At 45.9% G+C, this 24,548-nt stretch carries 10 protein-coding genes; 5 read left to right on the forward strand and 5 right to left on the reverse strand.

Annotation, left to right across the window (positions count from 1 at the left end; translation table 11 throughout):
- Positions 1–34: 34 nt before the first annotated feature.
- Positions 35–4,261, reverse strand: coding sequence for a malto-oligosyltrehalose synthase (treY, locus tag ASG33_RS20825; protein WP_056290021.1), 4,227 nt, complete (start codon positions 4,259–4,261; stop codon positions 35–37).
- Positions 4,262–4,329: 68 nt separating this feature from the next.
- Positions 4,330–4,707 carry a two-component system response regulator gene (locus ASG33_RS20830; RefSeq protein ID WP_056290024.1) on the reverse strand — a complete coding sequence of 126 codons (378 nt, stop codon included), beginning with the start codon at positions 4,705–4,707 and terminating at the stop codon, positions 4,330–4,332.
- 194 nt (positions 4,708–4,901) lie between these two features.
- On the opposite strand from ASG33_RS20830, the gene ASG33_RS20835 reads away from it, so the two are divergent.
- The 4 genes from ASG33_RS20835 (at position 4,902) to glgB (ending at position 16,530) form a co-directional block, all read left to right on the forward strand.
- Positions 4,902–9,113, forward strand: coding sequence for a hybrid sensor histidine kinase/response regulator (locus ASG33_RS20835; protein ID WP_056290027.1), 4,212 nt, complete (start codon positions 4,902–4,904; stop codon positions 9,111–9,113).
- Positions 9,114–9,286: 173 nt separating this feature from the next.
- Positions 9,287–11,245 (forward strand): alpha-1,4-glucan--maltose-1-phosphate maltosyltransferase, encoded by a 1,959-nt coding sequence (locus ASG33_RS20840; RefSeq protein ID WP_056290030.1) that lies wholly within the window; start codon positions 9,287–9,289, stop codon positions 11,243–11,245.
- Positions 11,246–11,252: 7 nt separating this feature from the next.
- Positions 11,253–14,588, forward strand: a complete 3,336-nt coding sequence (gene treS / locus ASG33_RS20845; protein ID WP_056290033.1) for a maltose alpha-D-glucosyltransferase — start codon at positions 11,253–11,255, stop codon at positions 14,586–14,588.
- Positions 14,589–14,598: 10 nt separating this feature from the next.
- On the forward strand, positions 14,599–16,530 hold the full coding sequence (gene glgB / locus ASG33_RS20850) for a 1,4-alpha-glucan branching protein GlgB (protein ID WP_056290035.1): 1,932 nt from the start codon (positions 14,599–14,601) through the stop codon (positions 16,528–16,530).
- Positions 16,531–16,703: 173 nt separating this feature from the next.
- Here glgB and ASG33_RS20855 read toward each other — a convergent pair whose 3' ends face one another.
- From ASG33_RS20855 to ASG33_RS20865, 3 genes are all read right to left on the reverse strand, one after another.
- A complete protein-coding gene (locus tag ASG33_RS20855) occupies positions 16,704–17,990 on the reverse strand; it encodes a hypothetical protein (protein WP_056290038.1) in 1,287 nt (428 codons plus the stop codon).
- 142 nt (positions 17,991–18,132) lie between these two features.
- The gene (locus ASG33_RS20860; protein WP_082489343.1) at positions 18,133–19,164 is read right to left on the reverse strand and encodes a T9SS type A sorting domain-containing protein; all 1,032 of its coding nucleotides are present in this window, start codon (positions 19,162–19,164) and stop codon (positions 18,133–18,135) included.
- Positions 19,165–19,279: 115 nt separating this feature from the next.
- The gene (locus ASG33_RS20865; RefSeq protein WP_157474871.1) at positions 19,280–20,593 is read right to left on the reverse strand and encodes a hypothetical protein; all 1,314 of its coding nucleotides are present in this window, start codon (positions 20,591–20,593) and stop codon (positions 19,280–19,282) included.
- Positions 20,594–20,995: 402 nt separating this feature from the next.
- Here ASG33_RS20865 and ASG33_RS20875 point away from each other — a divergent pair, with 402 nt between their 5' ends.
- Positions 20,996–24,544: a histidine kinase gene (locus ASG33_RS20875; protein ID WP_229238765.1), complete on the forward strand. Its 3,549-nt coding sequence runs from the start codon at positions 20,996–20,998 to the stop codon at positions 24,542–24,544.
- Positions 24,545–24,548: the final 4 nt, after the last annotated feature.

Raw genomic sequence — 24,548 nt, forward strand, 5'->3', positions numbered from 1 at the left:
GGGCCCACAAAATAAAAGGTATGTGGGCCAAAAACTAATCACGGTTGTACAATTGTGCCAGCTCGGCCAGGAACTGCTGGTCCTTTTCACCATACTGATCAGGCAGTAACCGCCACGCCCAGTTGTCCTCATTCGAACCCGGTACGTTCATCTTCGCACTTTCATCCAGGTTGAGTACGTCCTGCATGGGCAGTATTGCAATCTTGGCAACAGATTGATAGATCAGCCGCGCCATTTCTGCGTACGCATTCTCCTCGGTCACTTCCTTGCCGGTGTAGCGTTCCAGTCTTTCTTTCACACCTTCCTCAGCTGACTGCTTAAACCAGCCGCGCGTGGTATTGTTATCGTGCGTACCGGTGTACGCAATGAAGTTGAATGCATAATTATGCGGGATATGGTCCGACTGCGGCATGTTTTCATCGAATGCAAATTGAAGTACCTTCATCCCCGGCAATGAGAATTGATCGCGCAGCTTATACACCTCCGGCCCGATCTCGCCCAGATCCTCCGCGATAAAGGGCAGCTTACCCAGCGCAGACTGGATCTTTTCAAAAAACGCCGCATCGGGTCCAAGCTTCCATTTCCCGTTTACGGCAGTTTTCTCATCACCAGGTACTTCCCAATAATCAGCGAATGCGCGGAAATGGTCTAGCCGGACAAGATCAAACAACTCCACATTCTTTTTCAAACGATCTATCCACCATTGGTAACCCTGCTTCTCAACAACCTCCCAGTTGAACACGGGCATTCCCCAAAGCTGACCATCGTCAGAAAAAGCATCCGGCGGCACACCAGCCACTCCGGTGATCTTACCCGATTTATCCACGCAAAACAGCTCTTTATTCGCCCAAACATCGGCAGAATCGTAGCTTACGTAAAATGGAATGTCACCCAGCAGCTTAATTTCCAGATTGTTGCAGTATTCGCGCAGGCTTTTCCATTGCTTGTCAAAAATGAACTGCTGCCATTTAACAAACTCAATAAGCTCCGACTGCGTACTTTCAATTTCCTTGATAGCAGCTTCGTCGCGCATCTTGAACTGGTCCTGCCATTCGTACCAGGGCGTACCGTCGTGCTGGGTTTTCAATACAATATAGGTCGCGAAATCCTGCAACCATTCTGCATTCTGTTCACAAAAATCATTGTAAGATTGCTGGTCACCGGCTTTGTCCTGCTCTTTATATGCCGCAAAAGCTTTTTCAAGAATTTCCGTCTTAATCCGGTTTGCTTCTTCATAATCCACTTTTTCTGACGCGTCCATATGGAAGTCGGCAAGACTTTCAGCATCAAGCAAACCTTCCTCCGCCAGCAGTTCCGGACTGATCAGCAACGGATTTCCCGCGCGGCTTGATACCGCACTGTAAGGCGAATTCGCCTGTGAAGGTTCAGTTGGATTGAGCGGCAATAACTGCCAGATACGCTGGTTGCTCTTGTTCAGAAAATCGGCAAATGCAAATGCCTCAGGACCCAGGTCGCCGATCCCGAAAGGAGAAGGAAGAGAGGTAATGTGCAGTAGAACACCAGCCTTACGCTCGTTATCTGGCTTTGACCCTTTGAGCAAACCAAATGGCAACTTACCAAACAGCTCCGATGGAACCAGTTTGCCTTGCCATTCCCCTTTTTGTTGTGTCAAAACATCCAGCCATTCCGGTGCAAGTCCGTCAGGCAACACCACGCTGGTATCTTTCCAGTCTATCTCAAAAAAGGATGCTTGCTGTTCCTTGCAGAGCGCCGCAATGTGCATTGGAATCACTACCACGTAGTAATCCTTCTTGTGTTTCCGGGCAAAAGCCATTAAATGGTTTTTGTATTCACCCCTGGTTTTCAATGGAATGTAATGTCCCTCCGTAAAAATTTGGGCTTCATCCTTGCGCAAATGGAAGAGCTGCGCAGTAAGCCACAGCTTGATTTTCGCATTGTACCGTTCGTCCCATAGCTTTTCCAGGAGGCGGTCAGACTCGTAATTTTCCAGTTCGTTCAGCCATTTGGTACGCCTTTCAAAATCGGGCGCGCGACGATTGTCGGGATCGACCAGTGAAAAATCCCACAACTCGCAGCCCTGGTAAACGTCCGGGATACCCGGAAGCGTGAATTTGAGCAGTACCTGTGCCAGTGAATTGATCAGGCCATAATCTGCTATATCGCCCAAAAATCCCTGAAAATCTTTGTAAAAAGCGCTGTCGCTTTTCAGCAATGCAGCCGCGAAATCTTTTGCTTTCTGTTCATATTCCTCATCCGGCTCCGACCATGAAGAGTTTACTTTTCCTTCCCGCAAAGCTTTTTGCAGGTACTCGGCCAGCCTGTTTGAAAAATCATCCTCGTCTTCACCGGGCATCGGATGCGCACCGGTTATTGTTTGGTAAATCAGGTACTCGTCGTTTGCATCAGGACCTTTGCCTTCTTCTCTGAGATCAGCAGTCAGCTTACGCCATTGCTCTACCTTTTCAAGCCAGCCTTCGCCCAGGTCTGTCAGCACATTCAGTCTCGCACGCACATCTTCGCCGCGTTTTGTATCGTGGGTAGAAGTCGCATTCAATGCCAGCGGCCACTTTTGCTGGCGCTTGGTCATGTAGTGATGAAAATCCTTTACAGTCACGCCAAACCGGTCTGGAAAATCACCTACCTCATTATGTGCGATAAAGCGATTGTTGGTATACATCAAGGTATCCTCCCCACCTTTCGCCATCAGGGGACCGGAAAACTGCATGCAACGCTGGTAGAATTCAAGTGCGCGGCCATTGTATTCTTCATCTTCCTGTCCACCAGGCGTTTCGATCATGCACTTTGCAAACAGCTCCGCTGGTTTGGCCAGATCCGGGTGGTATTCAAGTACCTCTTCAATGATGGATTTCAATGCCGCATTTTCAGGTTCCGAAAGTGGCATCTGATTTCCGTAATACCGGTATACCGGACAATGCACCAGGAATTCGCCAATGAATTTTTTCAGGTTTCCTTTCCCGGTGGCTTCCAGTTCGGCGTTGGTTGCAAGTTCCAGCTCAATAAATAGCTGGTACAGGTTTTCAAGCTCGCCGCCCATGTGCCCGTACAATATTTCCGACTTTTTGCTTAAAAGCTGATCATGAATTGGCTTGTCGGAAGCCACGAGCTTTTGATAGAATGCATCAAATGTTTTCTCCGCCTCCGGATTTGACAGGAGGTTATTGATCATCGCAAGAAACTCGTAGCCCGTCGTTCCCTGAATAGGCCAGTTTTCCGGCAGATCTTCCTCTTTTTCAAGGATTTTTTCAGCAATAATATAAGTATCCTCTCCTACCGCATTCCTTAGTTTATCAAGGTATAAATCGGGATCAAACAGCCCGTCGATGTGGTCGATGCGCAATCCCTGGAACACGCCTTCTTTTACAAGCTCTTTGGTCAGTCTGTGGTATTCGTCAAAAACCTCGTCGTTCTGCATGTTAAGGCAGATCAGCCCGTTTACCGTAAAAAAGCGGCGGAAATTGATCTGCTCCTCTGTTTTCTGCCAGTGGCAAAGCACGTAAGTCTGCAAATCGGCTACTTCTGTTAACAGCTCTTTGCTCGCATTGAAATGCGCCAGGGTCTCGTCAATGTACTTTTTGATCTGCTCATTTTTGTATAAAGACGCAAGCTGTAACATCAGCTCGTTCCATCTTTCCGAAAACACATTCGGATCTTCTACTTCATGGATTTCTTTCAGCTGCGACACAAACTGCTGCACCGATTGCGGCTGATCATTTTCTGCCACGGAAAGAATGCGCTGGTAAGATCTCAGGTTGAGCGGGAAAGCGCCGCCCGAAAATTCAAGCATCAGCCTGTTATTGGTATAAACCAGCTGTAATTCTCCGCTTTCTATTACTTCTGCAAGATCGTTTGCCAAAAAAGGCACCATTATCCTGCCTTTGAAGAGTCGGTTATTCCAGGCAATGTCGAAGAAAGATGCGTAGCGTGACTGCGTTCCCTTTTCGAGCACGTCCATCAGCCACGGATTATCGGAATGGAACGCCATGTGATTGGGAACAATGTCCTGCAACCAGCCGATATTTCCTTCATGAAGCTTGCTGCTGATCTCTTTCAGCTGTTCCAGCGTACCCAGCTCGGGATCGATATCGGCGGGATTCACCCCGTCGTATCCATGTGTACTTCCCGGTGTAGATTCCAGGATAGGCGAAGCATATATAGTACCAACGCCCAGTTTCCGGAAATAGGGAATCAGTTTTTCGAAGTCTTTAAATGTAAATGTATTATTGAACTGTATGCGATAAGTAGATGCAGGATGATTCATAAAATGCTGTTTTGGATCTGACCCTGCCCTTTAAATATTATGCCAGACAGTTTCAGCGCAGCATTGAATCACGCTTGCAGCAGCGACCTCAATAAAACAAGGTCCAGCGGCTTGGGTAGCAGCCTGATGATAAATGGATTGCTCTCGGCCTCTGCGAAATCGTTCGGGTCGACGGTGGAAGAAATCATGAAGAGCCTGATGCGGTTTCTGACTCCGGCAGGAAGCAGGCCGTAATGTTCGGCAAACTGGAACCCGTTCAGACCGGGCATTTGCAGATCGAGCAATATCACAGTCTCCGGCATTTCATGACTCTGCTGCACGAGGTACTCTTCCGCCAGCTCAGCCGAGCTGAATGTAAGCACACTGGAAGCCAACCCGCTTTTCAGCAGTAGCTTCTCCTGTGTGAACAGGTCGAATACGCTATCATCAATTATTATGAATTCCATGCATGCAGGGAAATTGGGGTCATAACAAAACCTTCTGCCAGACGTAAAGAACAATAAATGTAGAAAAATAAATTTTTGTTTTACATTTAAGTGTAATTGTAGAATTAGTTAACAAAAGGAGACCGATGTACAATTTCTAACGCCTATCCCTCCCCTGAAATGTCTGACTAATACTAATTAGGTGCTGATTGCTAATGAAAATACCTCTGCTGCTTTGTTTTATACTCACGTTTGCATTTTCCGATTCCAGCGCCCAAGCCAGAAATCGTCCTTTTCGCCACCTTACGACCAATCTGGGCCTCTCTCAGAATAATGTGAACTGCATTGTCATGGACAAGCGCGGTTTCATGTGGTTTGGCACCCAGGACGGACTGAATATGTACGACGGATACCGGTTTACGGTTTACCGTCACGACCCGCAAAATCCTAAAAGTATCCCCCACAGCTACATTACGGCATTATTCGAGGATAATAAAGGAAAGTTGTGGATCGGGACGAATGATGGCGGGCTGAGCATTTACAATTACCAGCTGGACAGTTTCACCAATTTTAGTCACGACCCCGGGAATGCAGGAAGCCTGGCGAACAACAAAGTCACCTCCATTGCACAGGACCCGTCGGGCCGCATCTGGATAGGGACCGCTGACGGGCTGAGTTTTTACGATTCTGTAAAAAAGCGCTTCTCGCATTACAGACACAAACCTACGGATCCGAATTCGATCAGCCAGAGTTACGTAAGAAGTGTGCTTGCCGACAGTGAAGGAATGGTATGGGCTGGAACATTGTCGGGCGGATTAAACAAACTCGACCCTAAAACCGGCAAGTTTACGCATTACCGACACAATCCTGCGGACAAAACCTCACTGGGTCCGGGTGAGATCAACAGCATTTATGAAGACAGAAATCAATATCTCTGGATCGCTACGGAAGGCGGCGGGCTGAATATGCTCGACCGGCTGAACGGGACTTTCAAGAAGTTCCGCAATGATCCGGCGAGGCCTGAGAGCATTTCACATAATGATATTCTGTCTTTTGAAGAAGATAAAGCCGGCCGACTCTGGATAGGCACGCGGAACGGGGGTATCAACATTCTCGAAAAAGACGGAACCTTCACAAAATATGCATTCAGCAAAGCCAATGCAGAAGGTATCAATAATGGATCGATCTACTCGATGTTTTGTGATAAAAACGGCACGATGTGGGTGGGTACTTTCAGCGGAGGTGTGAATATCCTGGATCATGAACCGCTTAAATTCAGCAGGTTCAGAGGCAGCGCGGCGGTACAGCAGGGTTTGAACAACGACAATGTACTTTCTCTTGCCGAAGACCTGACCGGACAAATGTGGCTGGGTACCGACGGCGGCGGGGTCAACGTAATGGCCCCCGAAACGGGCAGCTTCAAACATTATATGCACGTGCCTGGAAACAATGCATCCGTTGCCAGCAACTTTATCACCTCCGTGATCCGGGACCAGGAAGGAAAGATCTGGATCGGGAATTACAAAGGCGGATTAAGCTTCTTTGACAAAACCACCGGGAAGTTTGTCAATCTGAATAATAACCGCAGCCTCAAACCGATTACCGCGAATATTTACGCCATGGTCGACGACCGCAAAGGGCACATCTGGATCGGGAGCTCCGCCGGACTGCTGCGGTTCAGCAAAGCCGACTACTCTTACATTACCTTCAAAAATGACCCGCGCAATCCTGAAACGATCAGTAATGACGTGGTACCTTCTGTGTATATGGACAAAGCAGGTCGGCTTTGGCTGGGGACGGAAGGAGGAGGATTGAACCTCTACAATGAAAAAACAAACACCTTTTCACGTTTTGTACATAACCCGAAAAACCGCAAGACAATCAGCAACAACCTCGTTAACTGTACGCTGGAAGACAGTAAGGGAAATTTGTGGGTCGGTACCAACGGGGGGTTGAATTCTTTAAATACAAAAACGAAGGTCTTTACCTCATTCACCCAGCGCGACGGGCTTCCCAGCGACCTGATCTGGGGGATTTTGGAAGATACGCACGGAATGTTGTGGATCAGCAGCAATAACGGTTTGTCAAGATTTGATCCTGCTACCAAAAGTGTCCGCAACTTCGATATCAGCGATGGCTTGCAGGGAACCTCCTTCAACAGGATGGCGAGCTATCAGGATAAAACCGGGAAGATGTATTTTGGCGGGCAAACGGGACTTAATATCTTCCATCCTGACAGCATTCGTTACAATAAATTCATCCCGCCGATCTATGTTACAGATTTTCAGATCTTCAATCAGTCGGTGAATGTAGGCGATGGTTCGGTGCTGTCAAGGCACATTACCCAGACGCGGGACATTACCGTTTCTCATGAAGACCTGATGCTTTCGTTCGAGTTTTCGGCGCTGAATTACACATTACCCCGCAAAAACAAATACGCCTACAAGCTGGAAGGGTTTGACAAAGACTGGATCTTCTCCAATACGACAAGAAAAGCGACTTATACCAACCTTGACCCCGGCGATTACCTGTTCCACGTCAAAGCTTCCAACAATGACGGTGTCTGGAATGAAACGGGTACATCGATCCGGCTGCACATTATCCCGCCTTTCTGGCAAACGTGGTGGTTCCGGATTTTGGGCTTGCTTGTTGCTGCGGCGTGCATTTACCTGCTTTATCAAGCAAGGGTAAAGGTTATAAAGAACCAGAAGCAGGTTTTGCAGCGTAAGGTATTTCAGCGTACCAAAGAAGTTGTGCGGCAGAAACAGGTACTGGAAGAGCAAGCTGCTAATTTACACCAGCTCAATGAGGATTTGCAGCAGAAGAACATTCACGAACTGCAGGCAAGAAAAGAAGCAGAAAAAGCGAATCAGGCAAAAAGTGTCTTTCTGGCCACAATGAGCCACGAAATCCGCACGCCGATGAACGGGATTCTGGGAATGGCGGTGCTGCTTTCGCAAACCGAGATGACGGAAGAGCAGTCTGAATATACCCAGACGATCATCAGTTGCGGCGATGGCTTGTTAACCGTGATCAACGACATTCTGGACTTTTCGAAAATTGAGTCGGGCAATATGGAGCTCGAACATAAATCCTTTGACCTGCACGAATGCATTGAAGAGGTACTTGGAATTTTCGCCGGGAAAACGGCTGATCTCGGCCTGGACCTGGTGTACCAGATTGATCCTGATATCCCTTCCCAGATTATCGGGGACAACCTCAGGTTGAGGCAAATCCTGATCAATCTGGTCAGCAATGCTGTGAAATTCACGCACAAAGGGGAAATTCTCGTGAATGTAACGCGGGAAAGCCCGGCGCAGCAAACTCCCGAATTCAAACTAAAATTCCAGGTGCGGGATACCGGGATCGGTATTGAACATGAAAAGCTCGATTTGCTCTTCAAAGCATTCTCGCAGGTGGATTCGTCACATAGCCGCAAGTATGGCGGTACCGGTCTCGGCCTGGTAATCAGCCAGCGGTTGACTGAATTAATGGGCGGTGAAATTTATGCAGAAAGTGAACCCGGGAAAGGCACAAGCTTCTTTTTCACTATCAAAACTACGGCCGGACTAGATACCGGCGAGCTTTCAGAAGCAACAGACGGAAGCGAAAATGCGGGCAAACAGGTGTTGGTTGTTGACGATAACAAAACCAATTTGCGCATCATCGAAGCGCAGCTTAAATACTGGAAACTGGTACCTGTGCTGGCATCATCGGGGCAGGAGGCGCTTTCAATGCTGAATGCCGAACACAAAATAGACCTGGTAATTACCGACCGGAACATGCCTGGTATGACCGGCGTAGAGCTTGCCCAGCAGATCAGGGGCAGGTATCCCGAGTTGCCGATCGTGCTGCTTACCTCAATGGGCGATGAGACACGCAAGAACTATCCCGGCATATTCTCTTCTGTTTTGACCAAACCGGTGAAACACCAGAAGCTTGGGGAAGTGGTCAGGAAACAGCTTTCCAGACAGGTTACTACCTCTGACTCCAAAGCAACTGCGCAAAATGTGCTAGCAACGAGCTTCGCTGCCGAATACCCCCTCACGATCCTCATGGCGGAAGATAATGCGATCAATGAAAAGTTGTTTGTGACTGTGCTTTCCAAGCTCGGCTATAAGCCCGTAGTGACCAGAAACGGAAAAGAAGCTACTGTGGAAGCTGCAAAAAATGCTTACGATCTCATTTTCATGGACATCCAGATGCCGGAAATGGATGGGCTGCAAGCGACGGGCATTATCCGCAGGCAACCGGGCCCGCAACCTTACATTATTGCGATGACCGCGAACGCGATGCAGGAAGACAGACAGATCTGTCTTTCGGCCGGAATGGATGATTATATAGCCAAGCCGTTGCGATATGAGGAAATAAAATCTGCATTACAGCGCGTTTACCAGCAGCGCTACACGGTCTCCGACCTCAACTGATCTATTTAACCGATAAGCAGGTTAAAAGTTTCATTTTCAAAATGGTATACGTACACAATGTCCGTCAAACGTATACTTTTGCCTGGATGGGTTTGTAAAAAACCATTTCTGCAGGCATGATTTTGATTGCTTGATAGTCCATTCAGCAAAATGAGAAACTAAAAATAAGATCGATGAGCAACCAGGACGGAAGAAAACGCGTGGTAATCACCAATGTTAGTCCCCAAGTTGAGGCTGGAAAATACCCGGCAAGACGTGCCATAGGTGAGAGCATTGATTTTTCGGCTGATGTGTTTGGTGACGGTCACGACGTGGTGGCTGCCGCTGTAATTTACAAGCACGAATCCGAAGAAAACTGGAATGAAGTCCTGATGCAATTCACCGGCAACGATCATTGGGAAGCAACCTGGTCTCCCGATAAAGAGGGCTTTTATCAATATCAATTTACAGGTTGGATTGATCATTTTACTACCTGGAAAAAAGGGCTCGTCAAAAAATACGACGCACACCAGGATATAGCTGTTGAAATCAAAATCGGTATAGAATTGCTTGAAGAAGCGAGCGCTTTGGCTGACAGCCAGGATACCGCGGATTTTCAGCAATGGATTGCATTCTTTAACAACAGCACCGACCATCAGGCGGCGGTGAACCTGGCGATCAGTGACGAGATTGCGGCTGCTATGTCGAAAATCAGGTATACGGATCGCATTACAGTCTTTCAAAAAACCTTCCAACTGGAAGTGGAGAGAAAGAAAGCCGCATTCAGCAGCTGGTATGAGCTTTTCCCAAGATCCGCATCACCGGAGCCTGAACGGCACGGTACATTCAAGGATGTTACCAGGCTGCTTCCGAAAGTAGCCAAAATGGGTTTTGACACATTGTACTTCCCTCCTATCCACCCGATAGGCGAGATGAAAAGAAAAGGAAAAAACAACTCGCTGGTACCTTCAGAAACAGATCCGGGATCGCCCTGGGCGATTGGCAACAGGCTGGGCGGCCACAAAGCCGTACATCCCGAGCTGGGCGAAATCGAGGATTTCGTTGAACTCGTTACAGAGGCAAAAAAGCTGGGGATTGAGGTCGCTATGGACATTGCATATCAATGCGCGCCTGATCATCCTTATGTGAAAGAACATCCACAATGGTTTAAGTGGCGCCCTGACGGCACTGTGCAATATGCAGAAAACCCTCCCAAAAGGTATGAGGATATCCTTCCTTTCGATTTCGAAACGCAGGATTGGGAAAATCTCTGGCAGGAGCTGAAAAGCGTAATCGAGTTCTGGATAGAAAAAGGCGTGAATATATTCCGCATTGACAATCCGCATACAAAAGCATTCGGCTTCTGGGAATGGATGATCGGCGAAGTACGAAAGGAAAACCCGCAGATTATCTTTCTGGCAGAGGCATTTACACGTCCCCGCGTCATGGAGAGATTGGCCAAAATCGGCTTCAATCAATCGTATACCTACTTCACCTGGCGGAACAGTAAATGGGAGATTGAGCAGTATCTGAATGAACTGACGAAAACAGATCAGCAGTACTACTTCCGCCCTAATTTCTGGCCAAATACACCGGATATCCTCCCGCACCACCTGGTAGAAGGAGGCGAGAATGCGCATATCACGCGGTTTATTCTGGCGGCTACCCTTTCTTCAAACTACGGTTTATACGGGCCTGTCTACGAATATGGTGTCAACACGCCGCATCCTGGTAAAGAGGAATATACCGATAACGAGAAGTACGAGATCAAGCATTGGGACTGGGACAGATACAGCCGTACACGAGAAATTATCACGAGGGTTAATAAGATCAGGAAGGAGAATCCGGCGCTGCAAACTACCTGGAACATCAACTTCGCCGAAACCAGTAATGATATGGTTATCTGCTACACCAAAGCAGATCCGCTCAGTAACAACCTGCTGATCATTGCGGTGAACCTTGATTTCTTTAATACGCAGGGTGCGAACATCAAAGTACCCCTGCACAAACTGGGCATGCATTGGGAGCAAAGTTACCGTGTACGCGATATGCTGAGCGGTGAGCTTTACGATTGGCACGGAGAGTACAATTACGTGCAAATGAACCCTTACGAGATGCCGGCACACATTTTTAAAATCGAACCACTCAACTGAGACAACCATGGAATATAAGAACGGAGTGCTTGAAAAAAACCTGCATTGGTATAAGGATGCAATCATTTACGAGCTGCACATCAAGGCATTTAAGGATGGAAACTGCGATGGTATTGGAGATTTCAAGGGCCTGATGGAACAGCTCGATTACTTACAGGATCTGGGCGTAACAGCAATCTGGCTGCTCCCATTTTACCCTTCACCTTTGCGGGATGATGGATATGATATTGCTGATTATTACAGCATTAATCCTTCCTATGGAGATCTTCATGAATTTAAAGCATTCCTGAAAGAGGCACACAAACGTGGTCTAAAGGTTATCACTGAGCTGGTTATCAATCACACTTCGGATCAGCATCCATGGTTTCAACGGGCAAGAAAAGCGCCGAAAGGCTCCGATCACCGAAACTTTTACGTCTGGACTGACGATCCGAAGCAATTCAAAGATGCGAGGATCATTTTTCAGGATTACGAGAAATCAAACTGGACGTGGGACAGCGAGGCAGAACAGTACTACTGGCACCGTTTCTTCCATCACCAGCCCGACCTGAACTATGACAGTCTGCAGGTTCAGGAAGAGATTTTCAAGATCATCAATTTCTGGTGTAAAATGGGTGTTGACGGCTTCCGTCTGGACGCGGTACCTTACCTGTTTGAACGCGATGGTACCAACTGCGAAAATCTGCCTGAAACACACGAATACCTTAAAAAGCTTCGGAAGTATGTAGATGACCGTTATCCGGGCACCCTGCTGCTTGCGGAGGCGAATATGTGGCCGGAGGATTCTGCCGCGTACTTCGGCGACGGCGACGAATGCCAGATGAATTACCATTTCCCTATTATGCCGCGCATGTTTATGTCGCTGCAAATGGAGGACCGCTACCCTATTACCGATATTTTTGATCAGACACCGGCTATTCCGGATAACTGTCAATGGGGTATCTTCCTGAGAAACCACGATGAGCTAACTCTTGAAATGGTGACTGACGAAGAGCGGGATTATATGTACAAGGTGTACGTAAAAGATCCCAAGGCGCGCATTAACCTCGGTATCCGTCACAGGTTAGCTCCATTGATGGAGAATAACCGGAAGAAAATAGAGTTGCTGAATTCGCTGCTATTTACCTTCCCGGGAACGCCCATTATCTATTATGGTGACGAGATCGGAATGGGAGATAATTTTTACCTGGGCGACCGCGACGGTGTGAGAACACCTATGCAATGGAGCCCGGACCGGAATGCAGGATTTTCACAAGCAAACCCGCAGCGTCTTTATTTACCGACCATTCTGGACCCGCAATACCATTACGAGGCTGTGAACGTGGAGCTGCAATCGCGCAACTCATCCTCACTGCTTTGGTGGATGAAGCGGGCGATCAGTACCCGGAAAAAGTACAAAGCATTCAGCCGCGGCGATATTCAATTCCTTAACTCGGAAAACTCGAAGGTACTGGCGTTTACGAGGACTTTCCAGGATGAGACGATGCTCGTGATTGCCAATCTATCCCGCTTCCCGCAGCCTGTTGAGCTGGATCTTGACCAGTACAAGGGATTTCAGCCAGTCGAAATTTATAGTAAGAACAAATTTCCTTCTGTTAAGGATAATACACCATATTTCTTCACGCTGGAAGCTTATGCTTGTCAATGCTTTGTGTTACAGAAAACACATCCCGAACTCGACGAGGTACACGAACTTCCATTATTGCAGCTTGACAAATGGAGTGACCTGATAGAACCAGAGGTGGTGGATATGCTGGAGAACACCTTCCTACCTTCATACCTAATGAAAATGAGGTGGTTTGGCGGTAAAGGAAAAGGTTTGGACAGCGTGAAGATCGTTTCACACGCAGTAATGCCGCTTGGAGATAATCCACCTGCTTACATTCTGCTGCTCGAAACGACTTACCAGAACGATCTGCCGGAAATGTATCAGCTCCCGCTGGCATTTGGAAAAGAGCCTTTCTCCTACAAGGTGAAAGAGGATTGCCCACAGGCAGTTGTGGCCAGGATCGCGATAAAAGATGAAGAAGAAGGCGTGTTGTTTGACGCGATGTACGGTCTCGAAATGCAGCAGGCTTTGATCACCAACATGGCTACTAATGAAAAGATCCACGCGAAAGACAGCGAGATCCTTTTCACTGGTAATGCAGGTCTGGCTGCGCACATTCAGGAAACCGAGCGCGTAAAGCCGCGTGTACTTTCGGGTGAACAAAGTAATACCTCTGTTACTTACGACGGGAAATACTTCTTCAAGCTTTACAGAAAAGTTGATCGCGCGATCAATCCTGATGTTGAGATAACCCAGCACCTGACGCACAAGGCGCATTTCCCAAATATTCCGGCTTACGTCGGTGCCATTGAATGGAAGCATAGAAATGGCTCTATGATATTGGGTATGATGCAGGAAATGGTCACCAATGCGACAGACGCCTGGGCTAATATGCTCGACAGACTGGATAGCTTCAATGAAAAGATCCTTTTAGGAGATGTAGTTGAGCTGCCGGAATTAAGGGGAACACTTACAGAGCCGGTTGGTTACGAAGATATCCCTGACGAGTTGAAGACGCTCCTTGATGTGCCCGTTGCAGAACAGGTTGCATTGCTGGGAGTGAGAACAGCAGAAATGCATTTAGCGCTGGCTTCTGACAAATCTTCGGAAGATTTCAAGCCGGAAGAATTTTCTCTTCACTATCAGCGGTCGGTATATTCTTCGCTGCAATCGCTGGTGAGGGTAGCTTTTCAGAGCCTGAGCCGCAATGCGAAAAAACTATCGCCTGAGGTGAAAGAAGAGGCTGATAAGGTTTTGCAGATGAAAGACGAAATTCTGGCAGAACTTAAAAAGGTGTACTCGCACAAGATAGATACTTCTAAGATCAGGATTCATGGTGACTATCACCTTGGTCAGGTACTGTTTACAGGAAAGGATTTTGTCATTCTTGATTTTGAGGGTGAACCTGCCAGAAGCTATAGTGAACGCCGGTTGAAACGCTCGGCATTGAGAGACGTCGCCGGCATGTTACGGTCTTTCCATTACGCAGCTTATGGTAGCCTCTTCCTGGATAATCAGATCAGAAAAGAAGATATTGGAAAATTGATCCCGTACGTGGAACAATGGTACCATTACATGAGCGGCTTTTTCATGAAGGCATATCTTGAAACGGTAAAAACAAATCCGATCATACCTTCGAGCAAGCAGGACCTGGACATTCTGTTACAGACTTTCCTGTTGCAAAAGGCGATTTACGAGCTCAATTATGAAGTTAACAACCGGCCATCGTGGGTAATGGTACCTCTGAGAGGAATCAAATCCATATTGAAAAAAAATGACCCGGCGATTGTATAAACAAGCAAATATGACTGATCTTCAAAGTACCTCGTTTGCAAGAATATCCGACTTCGACATTGACATGTTTAAGGGCGGTACGCATTATCACGCTTACAACAAACTAGGCTCACATATCGCAGAAGTAGATGGACAAACCGGAACCTATTTCGCTGTTTGGGCTCCAAATGCGAGAGAGGTTTCGGTTATCGGAAATTTCAACGGCTGGAACAGGACAAATAATCCTCTGAATGTCAGAAACGACGGTTCTGGCGTTTGGGAGGGATTTGTGCCAGGGATAGGCAATGGAGAGTATTATAAATACTTCATTGTCTCGCATTCGGGTTACCAGGTTGAAAAAGGCGATCCTTATGCGTATCACTGGGAAACGCCTCCGAGCACTGCCTCCATTGTGTGGGATTTGTCCTATCAATGGAGTGATGACAATTGGATGCAGGAAAGAAAAGCCTCTTCTCCATTGGAAAAGCCTATTTCCATTTATGAAGTACACATGGGCTCGTGGCGGCGGGTGCACGAGGAAGAAGGTCGTTTCATGACCTATCGCGAACTGGCGGCCGAACTTCCTGAGTATTGCAGCTATATGGGTTTCACACACGTGGAGTTCATGCCGGTGATGGAACATCCTTTTTACGGTTCCTGGGGATACCAGCTGACGGGCTATTTTGCGCCGTCAAGCAGATACGGGACGCCACAGGATTTTATGTTTCTTATCGATGCGCTTCACCAGGCTGGTATCGGCGTAATCCTCGACTGGGTACCATCTCACTTCCCTACTGACGAGCACGGACTTGGCTACTTTGACGGAACCCACCTGTACGAACATGCAGATCCAAAGAAAGGATTTCACCCTGACTGGAAGAGCTTTATCTTCAATTACGGAAGAAATGAAGTCCGGGCTTTTTTAATCTCCAACGCCATTTACTGGCTCGATAAATTTCACATTGATGCGCTGCGCGTTGATGCAGTTGCCTCTATGCTATACCTGGACTATTCCCGCAATGAAGGCGAGTGGATCCCAAATCAATATGGCGGAAGGGAGAACCTGGAAGCGATTGATTTCATCAGAGAGTTCAACTCGGCAGTACACCAGTATTATCCTGACGTATTTACTGTTGCAGAAGAATCAACTGCGTGGCCGGGAGTGACACAGCCTGCCCAAAACGGCGGACTGGGTTTTGACATGAAGTGGATGATGGGTTGGATGCATGATACCTTATCTTACTTCCAAAAAGACCCGGTATACCGACCTTTTCACCAGGGACAGCTGGCTTTTAGCATGCACTATGCATTTTCGGAGAAATTTACTTTGCCGCTCTCGCACGACGAGGTTGTGTATGGTAAATATTCGCTGATTAATAAAATGCCTGGTGATCAGTGGCAGCAATTCGCTAACCTGCGGCTTCTGTATGGTTACATGTTCGGTCATCCCGGCGCGAAGCTGATTTTTATGGGCGGAGACTTCGCGCAACGTCACGAGTGGCGCCACGATTTCAGTCTGGATTGGGATGAGAATTTAAATCCGTCACATCAGGGAATTCAGTTGGTGCTCAAAGATTTGAATGCATTGTACCAGTCAGAACCGGCATTGTACGAGAAGAACTTTTCAAGTGAAGGTTTTGAATGGATAGATAATCAGGATAGCACAAACAGCGTGTTGAGCTGGATCAGGAAAGGCAATACACCAAGGGAAGAGCTGATTTTTATCGGAAACTTCACCCCGGTTGTCCGCACCAATTACCGGGTTGGTGTACCAAAACCAGGCTACTACAAAGAGCTTTTCAATACGGATAACCTGAAATATGGCGGCTCAGACCTGCTTTGCGGAGAAGAATTAGAAAGCTACCCAATTCCGAAACACGGAAAAATGCATTCCATTCCAATGACACTTCCACCGCTAGCCATCGTTGTATTAAAATATGACCGTGGATTTGAGTGGTTGTAATTAGCGGAAATACAATTAGACGATTGTAATTAGATAAGGCTACCTCTTTATTGAGGTAGCCTTAATATGTACTACTCACACACTATTGAGTTTAAAATAGAAACTCATGTATTCTCATTTGAGCACAACGTCATACTATAAATAATTAAAAGCTTTATTGTCTAAGATCATAACTAGTTGGTCGAAACACTTGTGATAACGGTGTTGTTACTAGAATCATTTTCACCACTTGCACCACCTGCGATCACAGCTGTTATGTTTTGAGTTAATCCTTTTCCAACTCCTGTCTTCCTTTTCATTGTAAAACCAATTACGGAACTGTTTGATGCCGGAATAAGTGAGTTGCGGATGGCCGTAATGAAGTTGACGTTCTCAGAAAATATCCAGTTTGAGTTTTCGTTAGCTTTCCCTCCAAAAACATTTGAAACACCACTTTGCGTCGGATAGGTAATCTCAAATCCACCAGGCTTGCTAATTTTGACAATCGTGGCTGTATCTGTACTTGCGCCTTTCACCTCAAACACATTCACTACAAAGTCACGACTCTGCCCCTGGGAGAAACTTAGTCCATTAATATCCAGAGATGGCGAGAGATCAAAACATCCAGGCTCTACGGTTACTTTCGCTGTTGAATTGTCGGTGTTATAACATTGTAGTACATCATGATATTTGAATGCGTAGTACGTTCCGGGTTCAGCCGCGTTCGGCTGGTTGTATTTTTCTCCCGTGTGCGTCGCATTTTTGAACCAAACGATCGAGACGGTCGCTCCCGCATTACCCTGCACCAGCGATGTCAGATCGGCACCTTTGGCACATTTAGTTTTCATAGTAATAGCACTTAAACTAACCTGATCTGTTCCCGCCAGACACTCTGTAAGCGCATTGAATCCTATGTCCAGGTTTACAAAGCCGCTAGCACCGATCGCAGAAAAGGTAAGTCTGACGTTCGAACTGGGCGGCGTAAATTTTAGCACTTTGGTGACCCATGTACTTGTGTTTAGTCCCGCTATATAAGTAACGCTTTGATCTATAAAGGGTGTGGGAATACCGTTAGATACAGTAGCTAACTCCACCTTTCCCGACTCTGCATAACCCGCATCACCAGCCCTTTTGCTGGACATAATACTGTATTTAAGATAATATGTCTTATTAGCAGTCAGGCCAGTCAGGTTAGTATGACAAACAGCTGGTTGATTTGGCTGGGGCTGAGCGGTCAAGAATGAACCAAGATATGATGGTGCCGGACCATCTGGCGCCGGCGACCAGGATTGATCTAATAAACCTGCATAGTATCGCTCGTTCGAAACACTAAAAGAGATAGCAGCAGCATCATTAGTCCATCCATTTGATGGCATGCAATATTGACAAGTAGTACCTGTCGAAGTTGGCTTGATCTCCTGTGCAGAAGCTTTGAGCAAAATCAGGAGCTGTACAATTATAAAAAAGAACTTAGTTTTCATAACGGAATTTTAGTGAGCAAACCAAAATGGTTTGATGTTAAAGGAAATTAGCGGAGGGTTAACGCTTATTCCGAATTGCCTGAGCAATCTACAAAGGGGCTGCTCCACACACCAGAGCAGCCCTCTGCAAAACACAAGCAAACTACTTCACAACAAGAATTTTGGAGCTTGTTTCATCTCCGTTTACACCTTTAACGCGCACAACATAAGCACCTGCGTGCAAGTGGCGAACCTTAATGGTCTTCTTTGGACTCGCACCAGAGTTGTACACTTCTTTCCCGTTCAAATCAAACATTTGAACGCTTGAAACACTTGCTAAATCTGGTATATCCAAGATCAGCTCGTCTGAAACAGGATTGGGATACAAGGACATCGGCGTTCCCTCAAAATTTATATTACGTATGCTACTATACGCGCTGGTACCATCTTTGTCAATCATGTGTAACCGATACAGATTTTCCCCGGAGAATGGCGCCTTGTCGACAGCATGGTAAGTGTAAGAATCTTTGCTTTCTCCAAGAGCCTGGACGGTCTCGAAAGTCTTCCAGTTTTTACCATCGCTACTCTTCTGGACATCGAACCTCTCGCTGTTCACTTCCTCAGATGTTACCCAGCTTAACTGAGCCGCTGCGCCTTCCTTGGTTACTTTGAATTCCTGTAACTTGACCGGAAGGTTGATCTCGACGGGCATCACTGCAACACTGTTGTCATTGGCTGGATTATTACCCACCGGCGGCGGCCCTTGAAATCCAAGGGTACAAGTGATTGGGCCTGTTCCCACTTCTTCTGCAAACACCTTAATATCAAATTCAAAGCACTCAAACTGCGGTAGCGTTGTTGTATTCAATAAGACGATCGTGTGATCGCTAGGTTCATTGACTAATGAAAATATGCTGAAATTGCTAACTGGAGTTCCATCGGTATTCAGTGCTTCAATAACAGTCAAATTATCCGGAAAACTGATTAATGGACGCAACTTGTTTGCTGGTGCCGATACCGGGGTTGGATTATTGTTGCAAATAGAAACCCTAAGGAATCCAAATGTATGATTGAACAATGGGAAAGTCTGTGGAGTGATGTTAACTGACACATCCTGGGCTTGTAAGCACCCTCCATTTCCGAGAAGCCAGATAAACATTCCCCATGGTAAAAGTCTCTTCATTTTTGTTTTCATTTGATTGTGATTTGATAGTTAATATTTTGGGAAGCGAGATTACGACTTGCTAGCATTGCACATGCTATTGAATGGATAGCCTTGTAGTGTTTGCTGACAAGACTATCCTCTCTAATCAGTTAGTCGATACTGTGGTAATCGACAAATTGTTTTCGGTATTCAATTCACCACCAGAGCCGCCCACAACAGTGATTGTGATGTTTTGGCTAAGCCCGGCAGCTATTCCAGCTTTTCTAGCGACTCGAAACCCTATGGTAGCCTGTCCATTTGCCGGTATAGGCTCGCTAGACGTAGCTGTGATGAACCCTGCATTTTCACTGAATGTCCATTTGCCATTTTCATTTGGTACATCTCCAAATATCTTTGATACTCCGCTGACAGTCGGATAAGTAATTGTAAAGCCACCTGGCTTACCTATCTTGAAAGTAACTGGTCCGGCAGTACCTGATCCATTAATTTCATATAGGTTAACTACAAAATCACGTGAAACCCCCAGGCTAAAGTTTGCAGCACTTATATCAAGCGTCTGTGTTACGTCTGCGCAGTTCTTGTATGTGACATCAATCTTTGCCGTTGAAACATCCTGATTGTAGCAGTTATTAGCTGCGTCGTAATAGAATGCATAATATGTACCAGCTCCAACATTGAGATTACTTAATGGAAGTCCGGTATGGTTTGGATTTGTAAAAAACTTTAATTCCGTGCCACTCGGAATCAAACCTCCGAAAAATTGTGAAACAAGGTTAACGGAAGTTTCGGGGCAGAGGATTTCGTGTGACGTTGCCTTAAGTGGGACTGCCTGCGTGCCTGCAATGCATGGTACAACTGTATTTGGCCCTAAGTCAAGCCCTACAACTCCGTATTCATTATCATCATCCGCTTCTTGAATAATCTCCACTTGCAGAATTGCAGTTGTCGCCTTTGGCGTAAACTCAAACACACCAGTTCGCCATTCGATTGGCTCTTCATCAGGACCAGCAAAATCGTGTTTATGAACCGCCAAAACCTCATTGAAGCCAATTCCAGGATTATTAACGCTAAAATTGATCCCACCAGTAAAATTTCTATTTGGATAGTCTGGATTAAAGGACTCTATCATTGCAGAAATGACTGAATATGTAAATTTGTATTTCTGCCCAATGACAAGGTTTGAAATAGTTGCTTGTGTTATTCCTGAGTATAATCCTAAGAAGGTGCTTTCTCCTGATGGGATTGGAGGTAATACTGGTGTTCCTGGAAAGGTTGGCAACAATCCGACAAAAGGTTTATCAAGAGACCCATAATAAGTTCTATTAGACAGATATCCAGTATTCCACCCAGCAGGTGCACATTTACATATGGATTGACCACTTGTTTTTGGAATGGTTTGTGCAGCCAATTCTATCTTCAAAACTGATATAAATAGCACGAGCAATAAAATCCGTTTCATAATCGAGTGTGTTTAAGTTTAAAATTTTCATAACGGTTGTGATTGGAGAGTTGGCGGGTGTTTTAAATCCGGCCGGGTGACAGCGGGCCAGGCTGTCTGTCATGACTTAACTGATTCAAATATGATGGAGAAATTGGAAGGTGTAGTGTTATATTGAATTACCGGTTTCAATTCAGTGATTTAATGGCATTTTCCGCTAAAATGAAGTTCAGAGTAGATTTTCGGTAGAGATCAGCAGGTTTGTACTTCATGTATTACGGTTATCAATTCTTGTCTCCTTAAAATAACCGAATACTACCATTCACTAATCGTATCTCCGTTTTGTGGTGGTTCTACCATTAATTACAATGACGTAACTGTTCCATTTCTGGTATGCGCACTATCTACCTAACTATTTGCTTTTTGCTCTTTTCTTTTCCCCTAAGTGCCCAGTTCATTTTTCAAAATCTGAACGAAAAAGATGGTTTAAGCTCAAAGCACGTTCGGTGTATATACAAGGACAAAGACGGGTTGGTTTGGATCGGAACAGCCAATTCTCTAAACCGCTTTGACGGAAATTTCATTAAACGTTATCCTGGTTTTGATGGACAAAAAAATCTGTATGTCAACGCAATCGTTCCTTTCGAAAACGACAATAAATTACTCGTTGCCAGTTCAACGGGCCTATTCACATTTGATAAGAAGTTAGGCCGCTTTCAGGTGGACCAACGTTTCCGAAAACTTTTCGGGAAAGACGTTCTCTCATTTAAGAGGGATTCCGAAAACAGGTTGTGGATTGTATCTACCAATGGACTGCACATATTACAAAATGGCACAGTAGTAAGTGCCAAAGAGGTTTTCCCGTTTCTTGAAGTACTTGATGATACTGATTTTTCATTTTCCGGTATATCCGCCTTCTGTTGGGATCAATCACGGAAAGGATTTTGGATCGGCGGGGTAAACCCTTGTTTCGTAGATCTAGGAAACAAGCATGTTTTTGACAGGTACAACAATCCCCTTAGGTTAGCTTTCTTTGATCAGCGCTTTGTAACTTCGGTTGTAATTGACAAGAAGCATAACCTCTGGTTCAGCTCTACTTCACCGAAAACATTATCTTATTGGAACCCTGCAACTAATCAGCTTACGACCTACGACAAGTTGGGCGACACCAAAATGACTGATGGCTGTAATTATCTTTTCATCGACAAATCGGACAGGCTTTGGATTTCTACCTGGATGTATGCTGCCTATGTCAAATATCCAAACTCCGGAATTCAAAAGGTTCCCTATAGCCAAGATGCACCATATTCAATTGCTTACGGACATTTCAACGATGCTGTGGAAGACGACGAGGGTAACATTTGGTTAGCAACTATTAACGGTCTAAGTCGAAGCCAGATACATGCACCATTTCGATCCATCTATAAACTTCCAAGCTTTGATTTCTTTCTAGACACAGGGTTTGCACATGCTAACTTCATCGTTGTGTCTGGCGACACGATCGTAGCTGCAAAGGAAGATGGGATCATATTTTACAATACCAATCTCAAAACTTATAAACGATTTGCCATTAGTAGAAAAAATGCTTTTGAGAAAAATATTTTTATTCATGCGGCAAAATCCCGAAGCGGATGGTGGTTTGCAGGCATTGATGGAATTTATCGGTTAAAGCCAGGTTCTGACAAGCTACAAAGATTTGATCGGATCAAAAAAGATCCGTTTTCACCTGTGGCCAATTTTGTTTTCGAAGATAGCCAAGGGCGGATCTGGTTTCAAGTGGATGCCCTTTATAGATATGATCCGATTACGGATGAGATTAAACGATTTGATGGCAAGGATCCTGCATATGGGTTCTTCAAATATATGCGTTGCCAAAGCTATTTAAAATTAAGAAATGGCGATTTGCTTTTTTCGATGAACAAATCGGGCTTTGTCAGATATAATCAACATTCGGACAGTTTCTCTTCCATCTCCGTCGCTAACAGCTCTCAATTTAACGTACCAACAATGGTCGAAGATGATAATGGTATTTTATGGTGTGGAGTTGCTGAGAGAGGGATTTTGAAAATGAGGCAGAACGGAACAATTCTTGATAGCCTAACTACCGCTTCCGGTTTTCCATTCGACTATATAGCAAGCCTCACAATTGATGCGCAGAATTCAATCTGGGCTGCCAATGCTGACGGGCTTCTTTTCTTCAAACCTTATAACAAGGAAATTACAAGGGTTAATGTCGATCTTGGGAAGACGCTGCAGGATCATTGGAATTATGTTTATTCCTATCAGAAGAAGGTGTATGCGGTTATGCTTGATCATGTTGTGGTGATCGATCCATTCAAATTTTCGACGATCCCAATCAAGAAAGCGCCGCGCATTACTTCTGTTCGTGTTTTTGAAAAAGAAGTATCCAGTTACCACAAGCTTGCAGATCTTGAACTTGCACCGCATGACAACTTTATTACTTTTCAATATACCTCTCCCAATCACCGCGATGTCCCGAGCTTACAATACAGCTACCAGTTGGGGGGATTGGACGACTCGTGGATCACTGCGGGGAGGAACCTGACAGCTTCTTATAATAATTTACAGCCAGGCTTATATACTTTCAGAGTCAGGAGCACGGATGAGAATGGGAAGTGGATGCCTACGTTTACAAGTATGCGTGTGCGCGTGAGAGCACAGTGGTGGCAAACCTGGTGGTTTGCCTTTTTCTCTGCAACATTCTTCGCGTTCACAATACACTTCCTCATCGACAGTCACCAGCGAAGGAGGCGTAAAATGACATTTGACGAGACCATCGACTACTTTGCTAATTCTGTATACGGAGAAAATTCAGTAAGTGAAATCTGCTGGGATATCGCAAGAAACTGTATTACCCAGCTCCGTTTTGAAGATTGCGTGGTTTATCTCTGGGACGCGGACAAGAATAAACTGGTTCAAAAAGCCGCGTACGGACCTACCAAGAATGTCAAAGAACATGAAATACTGAACCCGCTGGAACTGGAAATCGGTGAGGGAATTGTGGGTGCCGCAGCGGCTACCCGGAGGCCGGTAATCGTGAAAGATACTTCCAGGGACAAGCGCTACATCGTTGACGATCAACGTCGCTTGTCCGAACTTGCGGTGCCGATATTACACGACGGTAAGCTACTCGGCGTCGTTGATTCCGAGCATAGTGAACGTGCCTTTTTCAACCAGGAACACGCGCGTGCTTTGATGACGATTGCGTCTATTAGTGCGACAAAAATCGCGGAAGCACAAGCCGAAGAACAGGCACAGCAAAAGGAAATTATGCTCCTGGAAATCAATAAAATGCTGGCGGAGAGTCAATTAATGGCGCTACGCGCCCAAATGAACCCGCACTTTGTATTCAATTGCCTCAACAGCATTCAGGAATGCATTGTCACTGAAAAATATGGTGAGGCGAGCAAGTACCTCAATAAATTTTCACGCCTGTTCAGGATGGTGTTGAACAACTCCGATAGAAACCTGGTGACAATTGAGGAAGAGGAAGATGTACTTAAACTATATCTCGAACTCGAACAAATGCGGTTTGAGCAAAGCTTTACCTATGAGATCATCATTGACGAAGACCTGGAAGCAGAAGAAATCGTCCTTCCTTCCATGCTTCTGCAACCTTACGTCGAAAACGCACTCTGGCACGGACTCATGCACAAAGACGGCGACCGGCAGCTTACCATCACTTTTGAGCGAATGGATGACGATATTTTCCGGTGCCTGATCGAAGATAACGGCATAGGCAGGAAGAAATCACTGGAAATCAAACAGTACAACAGCAAAGCAAAGCGACACAAATCCAAAGGTCTGCAAATCGCAAAAGACCGGCTTGACCTACTTGAAAGACAGGGGCAACATGCTTCTGTGGAGATAATCGACAAATATGACCCGGAGGGAAATCCCGAAGGTACCCTGGTAGTAATCGAACTTTCAACCCTGTTAAGTAATACATAAACGT

The sequence above is a fragment of the Dyadobacter sp. Leaf189 genome, from assembly GCF_001424405.1.
In the GTDB taxonomy this organism is placed as follows: Bacteria; Bacteroidota; Bacteroidia; order Cytophagales; family Spirosomataceae; genus Dyadobacter.